At 65.3% G+C, this 24,714-nt stretch carries 2 protein-coding genes; both read left to right on the top strand.

What is annotated here, in order from left to right; all coding sequences use genetic code 11:
• Positions 1-325: 325 nt before the first annotated feature.
• Positions 326-13,249 (top strand): non-ribosomal peptide synthetase, encoded by a 12,924-nt coding sequence (locus HX815_RS06275; RefSeq protein ID WP_177027963.1) that lies wholly within the window; start codon positions 326-328, stop codon positions 13,247-13,249.
• Complete coding sequence (locus HX815_RS06270; RefSeq protein WP_177027962.1) at positions 13,246-24,663, top strand: non-ribosomal peptide synthetase; 11,418 nt, start codon at positions 13,246-13,248, stop codon at positions 24,661-24,663. The genes HX815_RS06275 and HX815_RS06270 overlap by 4 nt, the downstream gene beginning before the upstream one ends.
• Positions 24,664-24,714: the final 51 nt, after the last annotated feature.

Here is a 24,714-nt window from a genome sequence, read left to right as displayed (position 1 = left end):
CGAGTGGTGGGGCAAGAGCGTTTTGCTTACTTTTGCGCTCTTCAAAAGTGAGCCGCTGTAAGAGCGGAACCAATCGAAGCCATCACCCAAATAACGGATATGCCCCCCATCCAACAAATACGAAAGTTCCCCCACGCCAGCCGCTTTGTCCCCGCTTCCCATGTCACCCCCCACCCCCCGAATCCTCTAATTTCCCAACCCTGCGGGAAGCCTCCCGGCCCACGACTGCGCCCGCGCTTTAAACCGGGCCTCCCAGGCACTTACGCGACAGCTGAAAACGGACTTTCTCCTCAACCGTATCCGACTCAAAAAAGCAGGTTACCCCATGCAGTTCAGCAAATTACTGGCAGCTCTTTCCACCCACCCGATCCGCCTGCAAATGGACGAAGGCGACCTGATCATCCTGGGTGACGACGACGCGCTGGATGACGCCCTATGGGACCAACTGATCGCCCACAAACCCCAACTGCTCGACCTCGTCGCCCAACACGGCGGCGACTGGCTCAGCCCGGCCTATCGCATCACCCCGGACATGCTGCCCCTGGTCAACCTCGACCAACCCGCCATCGACCGCATCGTCGCCGCGATCCCCGGCGGGGCGGCGAATGTGCAGGATATCTACCCTCTGGCACCCCTCCAGGAAGGCATGCTTTACCACCATCTGTCAGCGCACCAGGGCGACCCCTACGTGCTGCACGCGCAGTTCGTGTTCGACAGCCGTGCCCGTCTTGAAACCTTCGCCCAGGCCTTGCAATGGGTCATCGACCGCCACGATATCCTGCGCACCTCGATGGCCTGGGATCGCCTCGACGAACCCCTGCAAGTCGTCTGGCGCAAGGCCTCGCTGGCCTGCGAAGAAGCCCGCCTCGACGGCGATGTACTGACCCAACTGCAAGCCCTCTACGACGCCCGCAACTACCGCATGGACCTCGGCCAGGCACCGCTGCTGCGCCTGGTGTTCGCCGAAGACCCGCGCAACCAGCGTGTGGTCGCCATGCTGCTGTTCCACCACACCATCCTCGACCACACCGCCCTCGACGTAGTGCGCCGGGAGATCCAGCTGCACCTCGCCGGCCAGACCGAACACGCCAGTGCACCGGTGCCGTTTCGCAACTACATCGCCCAGGTCCGCCATGGCGTCAGCGAACAGGCTCACGAAGCGTTCTTCCGCGAGATGCTGGCCGATATCGACGAGCCAACCCTGCCGTTCGGCCTGCAGGATGTGCAGGGTGACGGGCATGGCATCGACGAAACCCGCATTGCCGTCGACGGCGATCTAAGTCGCCGTCTAAGGGCCCAGGCGAGACCGTTGGGTGTCAGTCCCGCCAGTGTGATGCACCTGGCGCTGGCCCAGGTGCTGGGCAAGGTCTCGGCTCGCGAAGCCGTGGTATTTGGCAGCGTGATGCTCGGCCGCATGGGCGCAGGCGAGGGCTCCGACCAGGCCCTGGGCATGTTCATCAACACCCTGCCGCTACGGGTAGATGTAGGCGAACAAAGCGTGCGCGAGGGCGTACAAACCACCCATAAACGCCTGACCGAACTGCTCGATCACGAACACGCCTCCCTGGCCCTGGCCCAGCGTTGCAGCGGTGTGGCCGCACCCACGCCGTTGTTCAGTGCCATCCTCAATTACCGTCACAGCGATGCCTCGGACACCCAGGCGGTGATCGACATCGCCGAAGGCATCCAGGTGCTGGGCGCCGAAGAACGCACCAACTACCCGCTGACGGTCAACGTCGATGACCTGGGCGAAGGCTTTGCCTTTACCGTGATGGTGGACGCCTCCATCGGCGCGACGCGCATTGCCGGTTACCTGCACACCGCCCTGGAAAACCTGGTGCTGGCCCTGGAACAAACGCCAGATGCACCGTTGCACATCCTGGGCATCCTGCCTGCCGCCGAACGCCAGCATCTGCTGCACGGCCTTAACGCCAGCACCCAGCACTACGCCGATTCGGCCCTGATCCACCAGCAAGTCGAAGCTCATGCCGCCAGCCATCCCGAAGCCATCGCGCTGCGCTTTGAACACGAACACCTGAGCTACCGCGAGCTGAACGAGCGCGCCAACCAGGTTGCGCATTGCCTGCTCAAGCATGGCATCCGCCCCGATGACCGGGTGGCGATCTGTGTCGAACGCGGGCTGGAAATGATCATTGGCCTGCTGGGGATTCTCAAGGCTGGGGCGGGTTATGTGCCGATCGATCCTGCCTACCCGCTGGACCGTATCGCCTACACCCTGAAAGACAGCGCGCCGCTGGCGGTGCTGGTGCAGGACGACACCCGCCACCTGGTGGGCGACGTCACGTCGATCGACCTCAACAGCCTGCAGCACGAGCCCATCGTCAACCCCAACGTTGCAATCAGCGCGTCCAGCCTGGCCTATGTGATCTACACCTCCGGCTCTACCGGCCTGCCCAAGGGCGTGATGATCGAACACCGCAACGTCGCGCGACTGTTCAGCGCCACCGAGCACTGGTTCAAGTTCAACGCCAATGACACCTGGGCGCTGTTCCACTCGTTTGCCTTCGACTTCTCGGTGTGGGAGATCTGGGGCGCGCTGATGCATGGCGGGCAGTTGCTGGTGGTGCCGCAGCTGGTCAGCCGCTCGCCGGACGAGTGTTACGCACTGCTGTGCGAAGCCGGCGTCAGTATTCTCAACCAGACCCCGAGCGCGTTCCGCCAGTTGATCGCGGCGCAGGGCCGCAGCCAGCAACTGCACTCGCTGCGCCAGGTGATCTTCGGCGGTGAAGCCCTGGAACCGGGGATTCTCAAGCCGTGGTACGCCCGGGTGACCAACGCCGGTACGCGGTTGGTCAACATGTATGGCATCACCGAAACCACCGTGCATGTGACCTACCGTGCCCTGGAGGCGGCGGATGCGCAGCGGGTGGGCGTGAGCCCGATTGGCGTGCGCATTCCCGACTTGCAACTGTATGTGCTGGACGCCCGCCGCGAACCGGTGCCGAGCGGCGTAGTCGGGGAGTTGTACGTCGGCGGTGCCGGCGTGGCGCGGGGTTATCTCAACCGCGATGAACTGACGGCCGAACGTTTTCTGACGGATCCCGCAACCGGCCTGCGCCTGTACAAGACCGGTGACCTCGGCCGGATGCTGGCCGACGGCAGTGTCGAGTACCTGGGGCGCAACGACGACCAGGTGAAGATTCGCGGTTTCCGTATCGAACTGGGGGAAATCGAAGCACGCCTGGCCACCTGCGAAGGTGTGCGCGAAGCCGTGGTGATTGCCCGCGAAGACGAACCGGGCGACAAGCGGCTGGTGGCCTACGTGATTGCCCAGCCTGAACACACGCCCACTGCCGCTGAGCTGCGTGACCACCTGCTGCTGTCCCTCGCCGAGTACATGGTGCCCAGCGCCTTTGTGCTGCTCGACGCGTTCCCGCTTACCACCAACGGCAAGCTCGACCGCAAGGCCTTGCCGGCACCGGACGCCGATGCCCTGGCCCGTCGTGGTTATGAAGCGCCACAAGGCGCGGTGGAAACCGCGATCGCGAATCTCTGGCAAGACCTGCTCAAGGTCGACCGGGTCGGGCGCCAGGACAACTTTTTCGAGCTGGGCGGCCATTCGTTGCTGGCGGTCAAGCTGATCGAGCGCATGCGCCAGCTCGAGCTGAGCGCCGATGTGCGGGTGCTGTTCGGCCAGCCGACCCTGGCTGCGCTGGCCGCTGCGGTGGGCGGGCAACATGAAGTGCAGGTCCCGGCCAACCTGATCGGCGAAGCGACGCGGCACATCACCCCGGACATGCTGCCGCTGGTGAATCTCGACCAGCAGGCCATCGACCATATCATCGCCAGTGTCCCCGGCGGCATCGCCAACGTGCAGGACATCTACGGCCTGGCCCCGTTGCAGGCCGGCATCCTCTACCACCACCTGGCAACCACCGAAGGCGATCCCTACGTGTTGCAGGTGCAGTTCAGCTTCAGCGGCCATGAGCCGGTTGAGGCGTTTATCCGTGCGCTGCAAAGTGTCATCGAGCGCAACGATATCCTGCGTACCGGGATTGTCTGGGAAGGCCTGGACGAGCCGGTACAGGTGGTCTTGCGCCAGGCGCTGCTGGTGGTTGAGCAGGTTGAAGCCGATCCTTCCAGTGCCGTATTGGCGCAACTGCAGGAACGCTTCGACCCACGCCACTACCGCCTCGACCTGTCCCGCGCCTCGTTGATGCGGTTTGCCTACGCCGAGGATCACGGCCGTTACGTCGGCATCCTGCTGCTGCACCACATCCTGCTGGACCACACCGCGTTGCAGGTGCTGGTGGAGGAAATGAGCGCGAGCCTTGCAGGCGAAACCTGCTTGCTGCCCGACGCCGTGCAGTACCGCAACTACGTGGCCCAGGCGCGCCTCGGTGTGAGCGCTGCGCAGCATGAGGCGTTCTTCAGCGAAATGCTCGGCGACATCGACGAGCCGACCCTGGCCTTCGGCTTGCAGGACGTGAACCGCGACGGCAGCGGTGTGCGCGAAGCGCACGTGGCATTGGAACCGGCCCTCAGCCTGGGCCTTCGCGAGCAGGCCCGGCAACTGGGGGTGAGTGCCGCAAGCCTGGTGCACCTGGCATGGGCCCAGGTCCTCGGCCAGGTCTCGGGCCAGGACGACGTGGTCTTCGGCACCGTGCTGCTGGGCCGGCTGCACGGCGGCGAGGGCGCCGACCGGGCGCTGGGGATGTTCATCAATACCTTGCCGTTGCGGGTCAGTGTCGGCGCGGTGGGTGTGCAGGCTGGCGTGCGCGCCACCCATGCGCGGCTGGCACAGTTGCTGGGGCATGAACATGCCTCCTTGTCACTGGCCCAGCGATGCAGTGGCGTGTCCGGTGCGCTGCCATTGTTCAGCACCTTGCTCAACTACCGCCACAGCGCGCCGGGTGAAGCGCCGGGCGCCAGCCCGTTCGCCGACGCCGGGATCGAAATCCTCAGTTCCGAGGAGCGCAGCAACTACCCGCTGGTGCTGAACGTCGACGACCTTGGCGCAGGCTTTGCCTTGACCGTGCAAGGCGTGGCGGAGGTGGATGTGCAGCGCGTCGGCGACTACATGCTCAGCGCCTTGCGCAACCTGGTCACGGCACTGCAACAGGCGCCGACCACACCGCTGCATCAAGTGTCGATCCTGCCACCCGCCGAGCGGCATCAAGTGCTGGTGGACTTCAACGCCACTGCCCGCGCCTACCCGGCTGCGCACACCGTGCACGGGATCTTCGAAGCCAGCGTCCTGACCAGCCCCGACGCGCTGGCGGTGGTGCACGGCGACGTGTCGCTTACTTACCGCGAACTCAACCTGCGGGCCAATCGCCTGGCCCACTATTTGATCGACCAGGGTGTAAAACCGGGCGACAGCGTGGCCATCGCGCTGCCACGTTCCATCGACCTGCTGGTCAGCCAACTGGCCATCCTCAAGTGCGCGGCGGTGTACGTGCCGCTGGACATCAATGCGCCGGACGAACGCCAGGCGTTCATGGTGCAGGACAGTCATGCCGGGCAGGTGCTGCGTGATCTCGACGGGCTGAACCTCGACAATCAGCCGACCCATAATCCGAACCTGTCCCAGTCTGCCGAAAGCGTGGCGTACATCATGTACACCTCCGGCTCAACCGGTGCGCCCAAGGGCGTGCAGGTGCCCCATCGCGCCGTCTCTCGATTGGTGATCAACAACGGCTACGCCGACTTCAATCACCGCGACCGGGTGGCCTTCGCCTCGAACCCGGCGTTCGACGCCAGCACCCTCGATGTGTGGGCGCCGTTGCTCAACGGCGGCTGCGTGGTGGTGGTCGAGCATGCCACGTTGCTGTCCCAGGCCGCGTTTGGCGCCCTGTTGCAGGAGCAATCCGTCAGCGTGTTGTGGATGACCGCCGGGCTGTTCCATCAGTACGCCGACGGGTTGATGCCGATGTTCCGGCAACTGCGCTACCTGATCGTCGGCGGCGATGTGCTCGACCCGCAGGTGATCGCCCGGGTGCTTGAGCACGGCGCGCCGCAGCACCTGCTGAATGGCTATGGCCCCACCGAAGCCACGACGTTTTCCACCACCTTCGAGATCAAGTCGGTGGGTGAGGGCGGTATTCCGATTGGTCGACCGATTGGCAACAGCCGTGCCTACGTGCTGGATGCACGGCAGCAGCCGGTGGCGCTGGGCGTGGTTGGCGAGCTGTACATCGGTGGCGCGGGTGTGGCCAAGGGTTACCTGAACCAGCCGCAATTGACCGCCGAGAAATTTATCGTCGACCCGTTCGGCGATGGGCTGCTGTACCGCACCGGCGACCTGGCGAGCTGGCAGGCGGACGGCACCTTGCTGTACCAGGGCCGCAACGACCATCAGCTGAAAATCCGGGGTTTCCGTATCGAGCCCGGTGAAATCGAAAGCTGCCTCGCCAGCTATTCCGGCGTGAAAGACACGGTGGTGCTGGCCCGTGAAGATGAGCCCGGCGACAAGCGCCTGGTGGCTTACTACACCGCCCAGGCGCCGCTGAGTATTGAAGCGTTGCGAGCGCACCTGCAAAGCCGGCTGCCGGACTACATGGTGCCGTCGGCCTATGTCTGGTTGGAACTGTTGCCGCTGACCGCGAATGGCAAGCTGGACCGCAAGGGCCTGCCTGCGCCGGATCAGGCGTCGCTGCTCAGCCGTGGTTTCGAAGCCCCGGAGGGCGAGGTGGAAACCCTGCTGGCGCAAATCTGGCAGGACGTGCTGAAGGTCGAGCGTGTCGGGCGTTTTGACCACTTCTTTGAACTCGGCGGCCATTCGTTGCTGGCGGTGAGCCTGATCGAGCGCATGCGCCAGGCCGGCCTGAGCGCCGATGTGCGGGTGCTGTTCAACCAGCCAAGCCTGGCGGCGCTGGCGGCGGCGGTGGGCAGTGGCCGGGAAATCGTGGTGCCGGCCAACGGCATTGCGCCTGGCTGCGAGCACATCACGCCGTCGATGCTGACCCTGGTCAAGCTGGACCAGCCGGCCATCGACCGCATCGTGGCGACGGTGCCCGGCGGTGCGGCCAATGTGCAGGATATCTACCCGCTGGCGCCGTTGCAGGAAGGCATCCTCTACCACCACATCAGCGCCGAACAGGGTGACCCCTACCTGCTGCAATCGCGCATGGCGTTTGACAGCGTCGAGCGTTTGCAGGCCTTCATGGGCGCGCTGCAAAAGGTCGTGGCGCGCCACGATATCCTGCGCACCGGCGTGGTGTGGGAAGGCTTGGACAGCCCGGTGCAAGTGGTGTGGCGCCAGGCCGAACTGGTGGTGCAGAACATCCCGCTGGACCCGGCCGATGGTGATGTGATCGAACAACTGCACGCGCGTTTTGATGCCCGCCACTATCGCCTGGATATCACCCAGGCGCCGCTGCTGCGTATGGTGTATGCGCAGGACCCGGCCAACCAGCGGGTCGCGGCGATCCTGCTGTTCCATCACCTGGCACTGGACCACACCGCCATGGAAGTGGTCGGCCAGGAAATGCGGGCGTTCCTGTTCAACCAGGCCGATGACTTGCCGGCCGCGGCACCGTTCCGTCACTACGTGGCCCAGGCGCGCCTGGGTGTCAGCGCCCAGGAACACGAGCAGTTCTTCCGCGAAATGCTCGCCGATGTCGACGAGCCCACGCTGCCCTTCGGCGTGCAGGATGTGCAGGGCGATGGCCGGGATATCGAAGAGGCCGAATTGCCCGTCGATGCAGGGCTGGCGCTGCGGGTTCGTGAACAGGCGCGGCAACTGGGGGTCAGCGCTGCGAGCCTGATGCACCTCGCGTGGGCCCAGGTCCTCGGGCTGGTGTCGGGCCGTCAGGACGTGGTGTTCGGCACCGTATTGATGGGCCGCATGCAAGCCGGCGAAGGTGCCGACCGGGCATTGGGCATGTTCATCAACACCTTGCCGCTGCGGGTGGAGGTGGGTGCCGACGCGGTACGTGCCGGCGTCAAGGCGACCCACGCCCGGCTCAGTGCCTTGCTGGGTCATGAGCATGCGTCCCTGGCGCTGGCCCAGCGGTGCAGCGGCGTGCCGACCTCGATGCCGTTGTTCAGCGCCTTGCTCAACTACCGCCACAGCACCCCGGGCGAAATGGCCCGCGACGGCCACGGTATCTGGGAAGGCGTGCAATTGCTCGGCGGCGAAGAACGCAGCAACTACCCGCTGACCCTGAGTGTGGACGACCTTGGCACAGGCTTCGGCCTGACGGTACTGGCGCTGGAATCCATCGGCGCGCAGCGCCTGTGCGACTCCATGCACAGTGCGCTGGAGCAACTGGTGGAGGCCCTTGAGCACGCGCCGCAAACGCCGTTGCATCAGTTGCCGGTACTGCCTGCCCGCGAACGCGAACACCTGCTGCGCAGCTTCAACGCCACCGCCCGCGACTACCCGCAAGGGCAGACCCTGCACGGCGCTTTCGAAGCCCAGGCCCTGCGCCTGCCGCAGGCGATTGCCGTGAGCCAGGACGGCCAGCACCTGACGTACCAACAGCTCAACCAACGCGCCAACCAACTGGCCCATCACCTGCTGGCGCTGGGCGTACAGCCCGACGACCGTGTGGCGATCTGCTGCCGACGCGGCCCGCAGATGCTGGCGGGCCTGCTGGCGATTCTCAAAGCGGGCGCGGCCTACGTCCCGGTAGACCCGGCCTATCCGGCCGAGCGCATCGCTTACCTGCTGCAAGACAGCGCACCGGTCGCGGTCCTGGCCGAAGAGAGCACCCGTGGCGTGCTCGGTGATGTCGCCATCGTCGATCTACATGGCGCCTATCCCGACGGCACCAATCCCCACGTCGCCAGCCTGACCCCGGCGAACCTCGCCTACGTCATCTACACCTCCGGCTCCACCGGCCAGCCCAAAGGCGTGATGGTGGAACACCGCACCGTGGAAAACCTGGTGCATTGGCACTGTGAAGCTTTCGACCTGCAGGCCGCCAGCCACACCAGCAGCGTGGCCGGCTTCGGTTTCGATGCCATGGCCTGGGAAGTCTGGCCGGCATTGTGCGTGGGGGCGACCTTGCACCTGCCACCGGCCCATGTCGGCAATGAAAACATCGACGAACTGCTGGCTTGGTGGCTGGCCCAGCCGCTGGACGTGAGCTTCCTGCCCACCCCGGTGGCCGAGTACGCGTTCAGCCAGGACCTTGAGCACCCAAGCTTGCGCACCCTGTTGATCGGCGGTGATCGCCTGCGCCAGTTCAGCCATGAGCGACGTTTCGCGGTGATCAACAACTACGGCCCCACCGAAGCCACGGTGGTCGCCACCTCTGGCCGGGTGCGCGCCGGCCAGCCGCTGCATATCGGCAAGCCGATGGCCAATGCCACGGTGTACCTGCTGGATGCACAACAACGGCCGGTGCCGGTGGGTGTGGCCGGTGAGCTGTATGTAGGCGGCCGCGGCGTGGCCCGCGGCTACCTGAATCGCCCGGACCTGACCGCCGAGCGATTCCTCAATGACCCGTTCAACCCGGGCCGCATGTACCGCACCGGCGACCTGGCGCGCTGGCTGCCGGATGGCAACATTGAATATCTGGGCCGTAACGACGACCAGGTAAAAGTCCGGGGCGTGCGCGTCGAGCTGGGAGAAATCGAAACCCGCCTGGCCGCCGTCGACGGCGTCAAGGAAGCCGTGGTGCTGGTGCGCGGCGGCCGCCTGGTGGCCTGGTTCACCGAACAAAAACCGCTGGTTATCGAAACCCTGCGCGCCGAGCTGCACAGCCAACTGCCCGAGGCCATGGTGCCGGTGGCCTACGTCAAACTCGACAGCTGGCCGTTGACCGCCAACGGCAAGCTTGACCGCAAGGCGCTGCCGGCACCGGATCAGGCCGCCGTGCTCAGCCGGGAATATGAAGCCCCACGCGGCGAAGTCGAGACCACCCTGGCGCGGATCTGGGCCGAGGTGTTGCAGGTGGAGCAAGTGGGCCGCCATGACCACTTCTTCGAGCTGGGCGGCCATTCCTTGCTGGCGGTAAGCCTGATCGAGCGCATGCGCCAGGCCGGCCTCAGCGCCGATGTGCGGGTGCTGTTCAGCCAGCCGACGCTGGCGGCATTGGCAGCGGCAGTGGGCAGTGGCCGGGAAGTGGTGGTGCCGGTGAATGCCATCGCCGCCGATTGCCCGCGCATCACGCCCTCGATGCTGCCATTGGTGGAGCTGGATCAGCCGATGATCGACCAGATCGTCGCCAGCGTGCCGGGTGGCGCCGCCAATGTGCAGGATATTTACCCGCTGGCACCGTTACAGGAAGGCATTCTTTACCACTACATCACGGCGGAGCAGGGCGATCCGTACCTGCTGCAATCGCACCTCGCATTCGATACCCAGGCGCGCCTGGACAGCTTCGCCCAGGCCTTGCAGCAGGTGATCGACCGCCACGACATCCTGCGGACCGGTGTGGTCTGGGAAGGCTTGGCGCAGCCGGTGCAAGTGGTGTGGCGCAAGGCTCGATTGACGGTCGAAGCGCTGCATCTGGACGGTGATGTGCTGGCCGGCCTGCATCAGCGTTTCGACGCCCGGCGCTACCGGCTGGACATCGCCCAGGCGCCGCTGATCCGCCTGATGTACGCCAACGACCCGGCCAATCAGCGGGTGGTGGCGGTGCTGCTGTATCACCACATCGTGCTGGACCACACCGCGTTCGACGTGGTGCTGCGGGAAATGCAGGGCTACCTGCTGGGGCACCCCGCACCGCAGTCCGCGCCGATGCCTTATCGCAACTACGTGGCGCAGGCGCGACTGGGTGTCAGCGAGCAGGAACATGAAGGGTTCTTCCGCGAGATGCTTGGCGATATCCATGAGCCAACGCTGCCGTTTGGCTTGCAGGATGTGCAGGGCGATGGTCGGGATATCGAAGAATTCACGCATCACCTGGACGCTGCCGTCAGCCGGCGCCTCAGGGCCCAGGCACGCCTGCTGGGCGTGAGCACCGCGAGCCTGTTCCACCTGGCATGGGCGCAGGTGTTGGCGGTGACGTCGGGCAAGCCGAATGTGGTGTTTGGCACGGTGCTGGTCGGCCGGATGCAGGGCGGCGAGGGCGCGGACCGGGCCCTTGGCGTGTTCATCAACACCCTGCCATTGCGCCTGGATATCGACGGGCAAGGCGTGCGCGACAGCGTGCGCAGCACCCATGCCCGGCTCACCGCGCTGCTGGGCCATGAACATGCTTCCCTGGCCCTGGCCCAGCGTTGCAGCGGGGTGGCGGCGCCGCTGCCGCTGTTCAGCTCGATGCTCAATTATCGCCACCGGGGCGGCGCCACCCGTTCACAGGACGCGCAGCACGCCTGGGAAGGCATGCAGACCCTGACCAATGACGGGCGCACCAACTATCCGTTGACCCTGAACGTCGATGACCTGGGTGATGGTTATGACTTCACCGCGTTGACCCCGGCCCAGGTAGGCGCACAACGGGTCTGCGGTTATATGCAGATGGCGTTGACCCAGTTGGTGGAGGCCCTGGAGCACGCGCCGCACCAGGCCCTTGACCGCCTGCCGATCCTGGGGGATGCAGAGCGTCAGCAACTGCTGTTTGATTTCAATGCCACCGAGGTTGACTACGACCTGGCGCAGACCCTGCACGGCCTGTTCGAGGCCCAGGTCGAGCGCACGCCGGATGCATTGGCGGTGAAGGCGGGTGAGCAATGCCTGACCTATGCCGAGCTGAACCAGCGCGCCAACCAACTGGCGCACCACCTGCGGGAACTGGGCGTGCAGCCGGATGCGCGGGTGGCGATTTGCGTCGAGCGTGGTCTGGAGATGGTCATCGGTCTGTTTGCGATCCTCAAGGCCGGTGGTGGTTATGTGCCGCTGGACCCGGCGTACCCGCTGGGTCGCCTCGCCTACATGCTGCAAGACAGCCAGCCCGCGGCGCTGCTGGTGCAGGGCGCTACCCGTTCGTTGCTGGGCGACGTGACGGTGCCGGTGGTGGATCTTGACCAGAACACCTGGGCGCACCAGCCGGTGTCCAACCCACAGGTTCCCGGGTTGACCGCGCAGCACCAGGCCTACGTGATCTACACCTCCGGCTCCACCGGCCAACCCAAGGGCGTGATCAACGAGCACGCGGGTGTGGTCAACCGCCTGCTGTGGATGCAGGACGCCTACGGCCTGAACGCCACTGATGCGGTACTGCAGAAAACCCCGTTCAGCTTCGATGTGTCGGTGTGGGAGTTCTTCTGGCCCCTGTTCACCGGTGCGCGGCTGGTCATGGCACGCCCCGGCGGGCACAAGGAGCCGGCTTACCTGTGCGAGGTGATCGCGGCAGAACAAATCACCACCTTGCACTTCGTGCCGTCGATGCTCGATGTGTTCCTGGCCCACGGTGATGTCAGCCAGGGCGCCGGACTGCTGCGGGTGATGTGCAGCGGCGAAGCCTTGCCCGGCAGCCTGGTGCGGCGCTTCAAGCAGCAATTGCCCGGCATCGGTTTGTACAACCTCTATGGCCCGACGGAAGCCGCGGTGGACGTGACCGCCTGGAACTGCGCCAGGCCCGTGGTGCCGGACAACACGCCTATCGGCAAGCCGATTGCCAACACCCGCATGTACCTGCTGGATGCCCGGTTGCAACCGGTGCCGCTGGGCGTGGTGGGCGAGCTGTTTATCGCCGGTGTGCAAGTGGCTCGCGGTTACCTGCACCGTCCCGAACTGACGGCCGAGCGCTTCCTCAAGGACTCGTTCAACCCAGGCCGGATGTACCGCACCGGTGACGTCGGGCGCTACCTGCCGGATGGCAATATCGAGTACCTGGGCCGTAATGACGACCAGGTAAAAATCCGTGGCCTGCGTATTGAACTCGGAGAAATCCAGGCGCGGCTGACCGAGTACCCACAGGTGAAGGAAGCGGCCGTGTTGGCCCGCGACGAACGCCTGGTGGCGTACTACACCGGCGTGCCAGCCGATATCGAACAGTTGCGGGCGCACCTGCTGGCGCGCTTGCCGGACTTCATGGTGCCCGCGGTATTCGTCCATCTCGACGCTCTGCCCCTGAGCCCCAACGGCAAGCTCGACCGCAAGGCCTTGCCGACGCCGGGTGTGGAATCACTGATCGTGCGCGAGTACGAGGCCCCGGTGGGCGCTACCGAAATCACCCTGGCGCGGCTGTGGACCGAGCTGCTGAAGGTGGAGCGGGTCGGGCGTCACGACAACTTTTTCGAGCTGGGCGGGCACTCGTTGCTGGCCGTCAGCTTGATCGGACGCTTGCGTCAGGAAGGCATGGAAGCCGATGTGCGGGGCCTGTTCGAACAGCCGACCCTGGCCGGCTACGCCGCAATTACCGAACGAATGGAGATCGTCCTGTGAGCATCATCGAACTGTTGGCGACACTCAAGGCCAAGGATGTGCAACTGGCGCTCAAGGGCGATCAGTTGTCGGTGCAAGGCAACAAGCAGGCCCTGAGCGACGCGGCACTGGTGGCCTCGCTGCGCGAACACAAGCCGGCGCTGATCGAGCTGATCAAGGCCGGGGAGTACTCGGCCACCAAGGCCGGTGAGGTGCAGGTGCCGGCCAATGGCATTCCACCGGGCGCTACCTCGATTACCCCGCAGATGCTGAGCCTGTCGACCCTCAGCCAGGCGTCCATCGACCGTATCCTCGAGACCGTCGAGGGTGGCGTCGCCAATGTGCAGGACATCTACCCGCTGGCACCGTTGCAGGAGGGCATCCTCTACCACCATGTGAGTGCCGAGCACGGCGACCCGTACATCATGCAGTCGCTGTTTGCCTTCGACAGCCTTGAGCGTTTCGAGGGCTTTGCCCTGGCCTTGCAACAGGTGATCGACCGTCACGACATCCTGCGGACCGGCGTGGTGTGGGAAGGCCTGGAAGAACCGTCGCAAGTGGTCTGGCGCACGGCGCGCCTGCCGGTGCAGGCGATTGAACTGGACCCGGCAGACGGCGATATCGCCGCCCAGTTGCATCGCCTGTTCGATGGCCGCCACTACCGCATGGACGTGACCCGCGCGCCGCTGCTGCGCCTGGTGCGGGCCTGGGATGAAGCCGGCCAACGGGTGGTGGCGATGCTGTTGTTCCACCACATGGCCCTGGACCACAGCGCGCTGGAAGTGGTCTGCCACGAGATGCAAGCCTGCCTGCTGGGCAGGGCGGCTGAACTGGGCCAGGCGGTGCCGTTTCGCAACTATGTCGCCCAGGCGCGCCTGGGCATCAGCGAGCAGGAGCACGAAGGGTTCTTCCGGCAGATGCTCGGCGACATCAGCGAGCCGACCTTGCCCTACGGCCTGCAGGATGTGCAGGGCGACGGCGACAACATCCAGGAGATCAGCCTGCCGCTGGCCCCGGAGCTGAGCCGGCGCTTGCGCGCCCAGGCCCGGCAGTTGGGCGTCAGCGCCGCGAGCCTGTTCCACATGGGCTGGGCCCAGGTGCTGGGAGTGCTGGCGGGCAAGGAACAGGTGGTGTTCGGCACGGTGCTGATGGGCCGCATGCAGGGCAGCCACGACACCGACCGTGCCCTGGGGATCTTTATCAACACCTTGCCATTGCGGGTGGATGTAGGCGCCGAAGACGTGCGCACCGGGGTCAAGGCGACCCATGCCCGGCTGACCACCTTGCTGCGTCACGAACACGCGGCGCTGGCCCTGGCCCAGCGTTGCAGCGGTGTAGTGGCGCCGACGCCGCTGTTCAGCGCGTTGCTCAACTACCGCCATAGCGCAGGCGGCGCGAGCGCCGAAGCGGTCTCGGCTTGGCAGGGTATTCAAGCGTTGCGCTCCGAGGAACGCACCAACTACCCGTTGACCCTGAGCGTCGACGACCTGGGCGAAGACTTCAGCCTGAGCCTGTTGGCCAGCGCCCAGGTTGATCCGCAGCGGGTGTGCGCTTATCTGCAAACTGCCCTGGAGAATTTGGTACAGGCGCTGGAACAGGCACCCGAAACACCCTTGAATCGCTTGTCGGTGTTGCCCGAGGCGGAGCAGCGGCACTTGCTGGAGCAGTTCAACGCGACAGCCATCGACTTCCCCCAAGGTACCACCCTGCATGGGCGTATCGAGGCCCAGACCCTGCTGACCCCGGACGCGGTGGCCGCGGTGTATCAAGGCCGCCAGCTGACCTATGCCGAGTTGAATCAACAAGCCAACCTGCTGGCCCATCACCTGCTGGCGCTGGGGGTAAAACCCGACGATCGCGTGGCCATCGTTGCCCGGCGCGGGCTGGATACCCTGGCCGGGTTGCTGGCGACCCTCAAGTCCGGCGCCTGCTATGTACCGGTGGACCCGTCGCACCCGGCCGAGCGCCTGAGCTACCTGCTCGGCGACAGCGCCCCGGTCGCGGTACTGACCCAGCATGCACTGCTGGAGCGCCTGCCCGCGCTCGATGTGCCGGTGATCAACCTGGACCGTTTTACCTGGCATCACCATTCGGCGAGCAACCCGCAGGTGGCCGTCACGCCCGCCAACCTGGCCTACGTGATCTACACCTCCGGCTCCACCGGCCTGCCCAAGGGCGTGATGGTGGAACATCACACCGTGGCCAACCTGGTGGACTGGCATTGCACAGCGTTTGACCTGTGCGCAGGCCGCCACACCGCGAGCGTTGCCGGGTTTGGCTTTGACGCGATGGCCTGGGAAATCTGGCCGGCCCTGTGCGTGGGGGCCACCTTGCACCTGCCGCCGGCCCACGACGGCGCCGAAGATATCGACGCGCTGCTGGACTGGTGGCGCGCACAACCGCTGGACGTGTGTTTCCTGCCCACGCCGGTGGCCGAATATGCGTTCAGCCAGAACATCGAGCACCCGACCCTGCGCACCTTGCTGATTGGCGGCGACCGCCTGCGCCAGTTCACCCGCGCCCAGCGTTTCGAGGTGATCAACAACTACGGCCCCACCGAAGCCACGGTGGTCGCCACCTCCGGGCGGATCGAGCCCGGGCAGCCGTTGCACATCGGCAAACCCATTTCCAATGCCACGGTTTACCTGCTGGACGAACAGCAGCGCCCGGTGCCCTTGGGGGTTGCCGGTGAACTGTATGTGGGCGGCAAGGGCGTGGCGCGGGGTTACCTCAATCGCCCGGAAATGACCGCCGAACGTTTCCTGGATGACCCATTCAATTCGGGCCGCATGTACCGCACCGGCGACCTCGCGCGCTGGTTGCCGGACGGAAATATCGAGTACCTGGGCCGCAACGACGACCAGGTGAAAATCCGCGGTGTGCGCATCGAACTGGGGGAAATCGAAACCCGCCTCAACCAGCTGCCCGGTCTCCAGGAAGCCGTGGTGCTGGCCCGTGAAGACCAGCCCGGCCAGCCCCGGCTGGTGGCTTACTTCACCGAAAACCCGCAATTCGAACCGCTTGAAGTGGGCGAGGTTCGTGCCCATCTGGTGGCGCACTTGCCGGACTACATGGTGCCGGTGGCCTACGTGAAACTCGATGCGTTGCCCCTGACTGCCAACGGCAAACTGGACCGCAAGGCCCTGCCAAAGCCGGACCTGGCCGCCGTCTTCACCCGCGAATACGAGGCGCCTCATGGCGATATCGAAGCCGTCCTCGCGCAGATCTGGGCCGATGTGTTGCAAGTGGAACGTGTTGGGCGCCAGGATCATTTCTTTGAGTTGGGCGGCCATTCGTTGCTGGCCATGCGCATGGTGTCCCAGGTTCGCCAGCAACTGGGGGTCGACCTGGCACTGGGCGAACTGTTCGCCAATGCCGAACTGGCGGCGGTGGCGCAGGTAGTGGCCCAGGCCGGGCGCAGCACTTTGCCGGATATCCTGCCGGCGGCGCGGGACACGGAGTTGCCGTTGTCGTTTGCCCAGCAACGCCTGTGGTTCCTGGCGTTGATGGAGGGCGCCAACACCGCCTACAACATTCCCATCGGCCTGCGCCTGCGCGGGCAGTTGCACGTCGACGCGCTGCAACGGGCCCTGGCGCGGATCGTCGCGCGGCATGAGACCTTGCGCAGCCGGTTTGCCCAGCAGGATGACGACGCCCAGGTGCTGATCGTGCCGCCTGAAGAAGTGATGCCCCTGCAAGTCCAGGACCTGCGTCGCCACCCCGAAGCACAGCAGGTGCTGGACGCGTTGATCCAGGGCGAAGCCTCGGCGCCTTTTGATTTGCAGCGCGGCCCGCTGTTGCGCGGGCGCCTGGTGATCATGGCCGACGATCATCACGTGTTGCTGCTGACTATCCACCACATCGTGTCCGATGGCTGGTCCATGGGCGTGCTGACCCGCGAACTGATGGCGCTGTACCAGGCGTTCAGCCACGGTGAGGCTGACCCACTGCCGCCGTTGCCGATCCAGTACAGCGACTTTGCCGTATGGCAGCGCCTGTGGCTGAGCGGCGAAGTGCTGCATCGCCAGAGCAGCTACTGGCAACACACCCTGGCCGGTGCGCCGGCGTTGCTGATGTTGCCGACCGACCGTCCACGCCCGGCCCAGCAGGACTACGCCGGCAGCAGCGTCGAGGTGCACCTGGATGAGCGCCTGAGCGCCGGGCTCAAGGCCCTCAGCCAGCGCCACGGCACCACGCTGTACATGGTGATGATGACGGCGTGGGCCTCGTTGCTCGCGCGTTTGGCCGGGCAGGAGGAAGTGGTGATCGGCTCGCCGGTCGCCAACCGCCAGCGGGCCGAGGTGGAAGGCCTGATCGGGTTGTTCGTCAACACCCTGGCAGTGCGCATTGATACCTCGGGCGAGCTGAGCGCCGAGGCGCTGCTGGCGCGGGTCAAGGGGCTGGCGCTGGACGCCCAGGCTCATCAGGATCTGCCGTTTGAGCAGGTGGTGGAAATCACCCGGCCATTGCGCAGCCTGGCCCATAGCCCGCTGTTCCAGACGATGTTGACCTGGCAGGACAGTGACGCGCCGGTGCTGGCTCTGGGCGACCTGAGCCTTGAAGGAATCGTGGAGGACAGTCACTTTGCCAAGTTCGACCTGTCCCTGAACCTCGGCGAGACCCGGGGCGAAATTCGCGGCACCCTGGAATACGCCATCGCGTTGTTCGACGAGTCGACCATGCAACGCTATGTCGGCTATTTCACCCGCGTGCTACAGGCCATGGTGGATAACGATCAGGCGGTGCTGGAGCAGGCTGACTTGCTGGACGATCAGGAGCGCCAGCATCTGCTGTTCGACTTCAATAACACCACAGTGGATTACAACCTCGACCAGACGCTGCACGGTATGTTCGAAGCCCAGGTGGCGAGAACGCCGGATGCGCTTGCGGTGAAGGCAGGCTCGGAGTGCCTGAGCTATCGCGAGCTGAACGAACGGGCCAATCAGTTGGCGCACCATCTGCGGGAGCTGGGTGTACAGCCGGATTCGCGGGTGGCAATTTGCGTCGAGCGCGGCCTGGAGATGGTCATTGGCCTGTTCGCAATCCTCAAGGCGGGCGGCGGTTATGTGCCGCTGGACCCGGCGTATCCGCTGGAACGTATCGCCTACATGCTCAAGGACAGCGCCGCGGCCGCCGTGCTGGTGCAGGGCGAAACCCGTTCGTTGCTGGGCGACGTCACGGTGCCGCTGGTGGACCTGGACCGGAACACCTGGCAGCACCAATCAACGTCCAACCCACGAGTGGATGGGCTGACCGCGCAGCATCAGGCCTACGTGATCTACACCTCGGGTTCTACCGGCCAACCGAAAGGCGTGATCAACGAGCACGCGGGCGTGGTCAACCGCCTGCTGTGGATGCAGGACGAGTACGGACTGACTGCCCAGGACAGGGTGTTGCAGAAAACCCCGTTCAGCTTCGACGTGTCGGTGTGGGAGTTCTTCTGGCCGCTGTTCACCGGCGCGCGGTTGGTGATGGCGCGTCCTGGCGGGCATAAAGACCCGGCCTACCTGTGTGAGGTGATCGAGGCGGAGCAGATCACCACGCTGCACTTTGTGCCGTCGATGCTCGATGTGTTCCTGGCCCACGGCGACGTCAGCCAGAGCGCCGGGCTGGTGCGGGTGATGTGCAGTGGTGAAGCGTTGCCAGGCAGCCTGGTGCGCCGCTTCAAACAGCAGTTGCCGGGCATCGGTTTGTACAACCTTTATGGCCCGACGGAAGCGGCGGTGGACGTGACGGCGTGGGATTGCGCCGGGCCCGTCACGCCGGACAACACCCCCATCGGCAAGCCGATTGCCAACACCCGCATGTACCTGCTGGACGGGCAGTTGCAGCCTGTTCCATTGGGTGTGGTGGGCGAGCTGTTCATCGGCGGTGTGCAAGTGGCGCGGGGTTACCTGCACCGTCCTGAGCTGACGGCCGAGCGCTTCCTCAAGGACCCGTTCAGCGCGGGCCGGATGTACCGCACCGGCGACGTCGGGCGCTACCTGCCGGACGGCACCATCGAGTATTTGGGCCGCAATGACGACCAGGTGAAAGTCCGTGGCTTGCGCATCGAACTGGGGGAGATCCAGGCGCGACTGCTGCAATTCCCGCAGATCAACGAAGCCGCCGTGGTCGCCCGCGATTCACGGCTGGTGGCTTACTACACCGGCGTGCCGGCGCAAATCGACGCTTTGCGCAGCCATTTGCTGGAACACCTGCCGGACTACATGGTACCGGCCACCTTCATGCACCTGGAGGCCTTGCCCCTGAGCCCCAATGGCAAGCTCGACCGCAAGGCACTGCCGGCGCCAGGCCTGGAATCGGTGAGCGCCCGGGAGTACGTCGCGCCTGTGGGGGAAACCGAAATCACCCTGGCCGGCCTGTGGGCGGATTTGCTCAAGGTGGAGCGTGTCGGTCGGCACGACCATTTCTTCGAGCTGGGCGGCCATTCGCTGCTGGCCGCCAGCCTGATCGGCCGCATGCGTCGGGTCGGGTTGTCGGCGGATGTGAAAGTCCTGTTTGGTCAACCCACCCTTGCAGCCTTGGCGGCTGCCGTGGGTGGTGGTCGCGAAGTGGTGGTGCCAGCCAATGGGATCGCCGCGGATTGCACGCGGATCACCCCGGACATGCTGACGCTGGTGAACTTGAAGCAACCCGCCATCGACCGCCTTGTCGCGACCATTCCCGGTGGCGCGGCCAACGTTCAGGACATTTACCCGCTGGCGCCGTTGCAGGCCGGGATCCTGTATCACCACCGCGCAGTGCAACAGGGTGACGCGTACCTGTTACAGGCGCAGTTTGCCTTCGCCAGCGTCGAGCGCCTTGAAGCGTTTGCCCAGGCGTTGCAAGCGGTGATCGAGCGGCAGGATATCCTGCGCTCGTCGATGCACTGGGACGGGCTGGAAGAACCGGTGCAGGTGGTGTGGCGCCAGGCTTCGCTGCGGGTTGAGCCGATTCAACTGGCGGGCGATGTGCTGGCGCAATTGCAGGCGCGCTTCGAACAGCATCGGCTGAACTTGGCTCAGGCACCGCTGATGCGCCTGGTATACGCCGAGGACCCGGCCAACCAGCGGGTGGTTGCGTTGTTGCTGTTCCATCATCTGGTGATGGACCACGTTGCGCTGGAGGTGCTGCAGCACGAGATGCAGGCGTGCTTGCTCGGCCGGCGCGAGCAATTGGGTGCGGCGGTGCCGTATCGCAATTATGTGGCGCAGACGCGGTTGGGCATGCGTGAGGAAGAGCACGAAGCGTTCTTCCGCGAGATGCTCGGGGAGGTCGATGAGCCGACGCTGGCATTGAGTGCACCGGGTGAAGCGCAACAGGCACATTTGCGCGTCGACCCGCTGTTGAACGGGCGCCTGCGCACCCTGGCACGGCAGCTTGGGGTGAGTGCTGCGAGCCTGATGCACCTGGCCTGGGCGCAGGTGCTGGGCAAGGTTTCCGGCCGCGAGCAGGTGGTGTTCGGCACCGTATTGCTGGGCCGGCTGCAAGGCGGCGAAGGCGCCGAACGTGCCTTGGGCGTGTTCATCAACACCTTGCCGCTGCGGGTCGACCTGGGTGAGCGCACGGTGCACGCAGCGCTGATGGCCACCCACGCAAGCCTGACCCGGTTGCTCAGTCACGAACATGCGCCACTGGCCCTGGCCCAGCGTTGCAGCGGGCTGCCGGCCAATACGCCGCTGTTCAGCGTGCTGTTCAACTATCGCCACAGCGCCCCGCACGCTGGCGGCGTAGCCGAGGCGTGGCAGGGCATGCAGGTGCTCAAGGCCGAGGAACGTACCAACTTTGCGCTGTCCCTGAGTGTCGATGACCTGGGCGACGGGTTTGGCTTTGACGCCATGGGGCAGGGCGCGCCACGCCTCTGCGAGTACCTGCATGTTGCCCTGGAGCAACTGGTGCAGGCCCTGGAACAGAATGCAGGGGGCTCAATCAGCCAACTGTCGATTCTGCCGGCGGCGGAGCGTGAAAAACTGCGGATGGAATTCAACGCCACCCAGCGCGAATTCCCTCACGAACATACGGTGCAGCGTTTGTTCGAAGCCCAGGCCCAGGCACGCCCGGGTGCTATCGCAGTGGTGCATGGTGAACACACCCTGAGTTACGGCGCGCTGAACACCCGAGCCAACCAGTTGGCGCACCACCTGCGCAACCTGGGCGTGCAGCCCGGCGACCATGTGGCGATCCTGTTGCCGCGCTCGATTGACCTGTTGCTCAGCCAACTGGCAATCCTCAAATGCGCGGCGGCCTACGTGCCGCTGGACATCAACGCCCCGGCCGAGCGCCAGGCCTTTATGGTGCAGGACAGTGGCGCGGTGTGGCTGTTGACCCACAGCAGCGAGCCTGTCGCTTACCCGGCCCGACGTATCGACCTCGACACCCTGGCGCTGGACCCGCAACCGAGCCACAACCCGGACCTGTCGCAGTCCTCGGAGCGCGTGGCGTACATCATGTACACCTCCGGTTCCACCGGCACCCCCAAGGGTGTGCTGGTACCGCACCGGGGCGTCACGCGGCTGGTGATCAATAACGGCTACGCCGATTTCAACGCCCATGACCGCGTGGCGTTCGCTTCCAACCCGGCGTTCGACGCGAGCACCATGGACGTGTGGGGCCCCCTGCTCAACGGTGGCCAGGTGCTGGTGATCGACCATGCGACCTTGCTCGACCCCGGCGCGTTTGGCCGGGCACTGAAGGCGGGCGGGGCGACGATCCTGTTCGTCACCACTGCGCTGTTCAACCAGTACGTGCAATTGATTCCCGACGCGTTGGCCGGGCTGCGCATCCTGTTGTGCGGCGGCGAACGGGCCGATCCGGCGGCGTTCCGCAGCCTGCTGGCCCAGGCGCCGGCACTGCGGCTGGTGCATTGCTACGGCCCGACGGAAACCACCACTTACGCCACCACGCATGAAGTGCAGGCCATCGCCGCCGATGCCGAAAGCGTGCCGATCGGCAGGCCGATTGCCAACACGCAAATCCACCTGCTGGATGCGCACTTGCAGCCGGTGCCGCTGGGCGTGGTCGGGGAAATCTGCATTGGCGGGCATGGCGTGGCCAAGGGGTACCTGAACCGGCCGGAGCTGACGGCCGAGAAGTTTGTCGATGATCCGTTTGGCGATGGCTTGTTGTACCGCACCGGCGACCTTGGGCGCTGGTCGGCGGACGGACTGCTGGAGTGCATCGGGCGTAATGACGACCAGGTGAAGATCCGCGGCTTCCGCATCGAGTTGGGCGAGATCGAAGCACGCCTGGCCACCTGCAGCGGCATCAAGGATGTGGTGGTGCTGGCACGAGAAGATGCGCCGGGGGACAAGCGCCTGGTGGCGTACTACACCGGCGAGCCGCTGGCCATCGAAGTGTTGCGCAGTCATCTGCTGCAGCACCTGCCGGACTACATGGTGCCATCGGCCTATGTACCGCTGGAAAAAATGCCCCTGACGGCCAACGGCAAGGTCGACCGCAAGGCCCTGCCAGTGCCTGCGCTGGAGGCATCGGCGAGCCGCGTGTTCGAGGCGCCGGCGAACGAGCTGGAACAGACCCTGGCACGCCTCTGGGCCGAGGTGTTGCGGCTGGAGCAGGTCGGTCGGCATGACAGTTTCTTTGAACTGGGTGGCCATTCGTTGCTGGCGATCCGGCTGGTCAACCTGATGGAAGAGGCGGGGCTTGAGGTGTCGTTGGCCGAGCTGTTCCAGCACGCCAGCGTGGCCTCGGTCGCCTCGATGCTTGGTCAGCGCACGGCGCGGGAGGACAACAGCTCGCTGATCACCGTACGCGCCAGCGGCAGCCAGCCGCCGTTGTTCCTGGTGCATGAGTTCAGCGGCATGGACGTGTATTTCCCGGCGCTGGGTCGGCACCTGCCGGGGGACTACCCGATCTATGGCCTGCCCGGTGCACCCCTTGGCGAGGTGCAGTTGCAGACCATGGAAGGCCTGGCGGCGCGGCTGGTGGGGATCATCCGCTCGGTGCAGCCCCATGGGCCGTATCGGCTGGCGGGTTGGTCGTTCGGCGGGGTGTTGGCCTATGAAGTGGCGATGCAACTGCAGGGGCTGGACGAACCGGTGGCATTCCTCGGGTTGATCGACAGCTACGTGCCGCGCATGACCGACCAGGGCAAGGCGCGCTGGAGCGGGCCGGATGCCCTCAAGCGGCATTTGCTGTTGCAGTGCACGGCGTATTGGAAGGCACAGGGAGGTGTGGATGAGTTGGCGAGCCTTGAGCAACTGGAAGCGGACATTGGACAGCTGGACTTTGCGGGTTTGCTGCAACGCTGCCGCGATCGGCATTTGCTGTACGCGCAGATGGCGGCGGCTTCGGACGCGGACCTGTTGAGTTTTATCGAGCGGGAAGTCGGGCATGGGCATGCGTTGGCGCATTACAGCCTGTTCCCGATGCCACTGGTGGTGCACTTGTTCAGCGCCGCCGAGCGGCCGACGGAACTCTCGCGGCGCAGCCTGGATTTGGGATGGGATGAGGCACTGGCCGTGGGGCAATTGCGCCGCATTGAGGTGCCGGGGGATCACCAGAGCATGATGCAGGCACCGCATATCCAGGCGCTGGGGCAGGCGATGGTTGAGGCCCTGGCGTTGAGTGAGGCGCCGGCGGTGGCGGTGCATCAGCCGTTGTTGCGGATCCAGAGTGGTCGCGCCGGGCAGGCACCGATCTTCTGTGTGCCGGGGGCGGGGGATAGCGTGACGGGGTTTGTAGGGTTGACCGAGGCGTTGGGACGGGACTGGCCGATCTTTGGCTTGCAGCCCCGTGGGCTGGATGGGGAGGTGGTGCCCCATAGCCAGGTTGAGGCGGCGGCGCGCTGTTATTTGCAGGCCCTGGAGCAGGAATGTCCTTCGGGGCCAGTGCATTTGGTGGGGCATTCGTTTGGCGGTTGGGTGGTGTTCGAGATGGCCACGCGGTTGCAGGCTCAGGGGCGAGAGGTGGCGTCGTTGACGTTGATCGACAGCGAGGCGCCCGGGGGCAATGGGGTGGTGGGCCGGCCCTATACCACGACGGCGGCGTTGTTGCGGTTGGTGGAGTCGATGCAGGTGGCTTCGGGTAAGTCGCTTGGGATTGATGCGGTGGATTTTGCCGGGCGCGATGAAGTGGAGCAGCGAAGGTTGTTGCATGGGGGGATGGTGGGGGTTGGGTTGTTGCCTGCGCGGTCTTCGGTGGAGGCGATGGATGGGCCGGCGCGCACGTATGCGTCGGCGTTGCGCACGGTTTATCGGCCTGGTCGGCGGTATGAGGGGGTGGTGCGGTTGGTGTTGGCGGAGGATCCGACCCTGGACGCGGCAGGGAATCAGCGGGAGCAGGGGTTGATGGTTGAGGGGTGGCGCGGGTGCGTGGGGGTGTTGGAGGTTTGGTATGGGCCGGGGAATCATTTTTCGCTGCTCAAGGCGCCGAACGTCTTTAGTTTGGCGGCTTGGTGGCGGGATGGGGTTGTGGTTGGGGAGCGGGTTTCGTGAGTGTACATATCCGTTGCTGCGGTAACGGCTACTTAGGGTTCCGCTCTTACA

The sequence above is a fragment of the Pseudomonas sp. E6002 genome (assembly GCF_013385565.1).
Taxonomy (GTDB): domain Bacteria; phylum Pseudomonadota; class Gammaproteobacteria; order Pseudomonadales; family Pseudomonadaceae; genus Aquipseudomonas.
The sequence above is the reverse complement of the archived record's forward strand: the minus strand, read 5'-3'. Positions and strand labels throughout refer to the sequence as shown.

Bases quoted from the DNA above. Each gene is read 5' to 3' on its own strand.
- HX815_RS06275 (WP_177027963.1), top strand. From the start codon at position 326: ATGCAGTTCAGCAAATTACTGGCAGCTCTTTCCACCCACCCGATCCGC.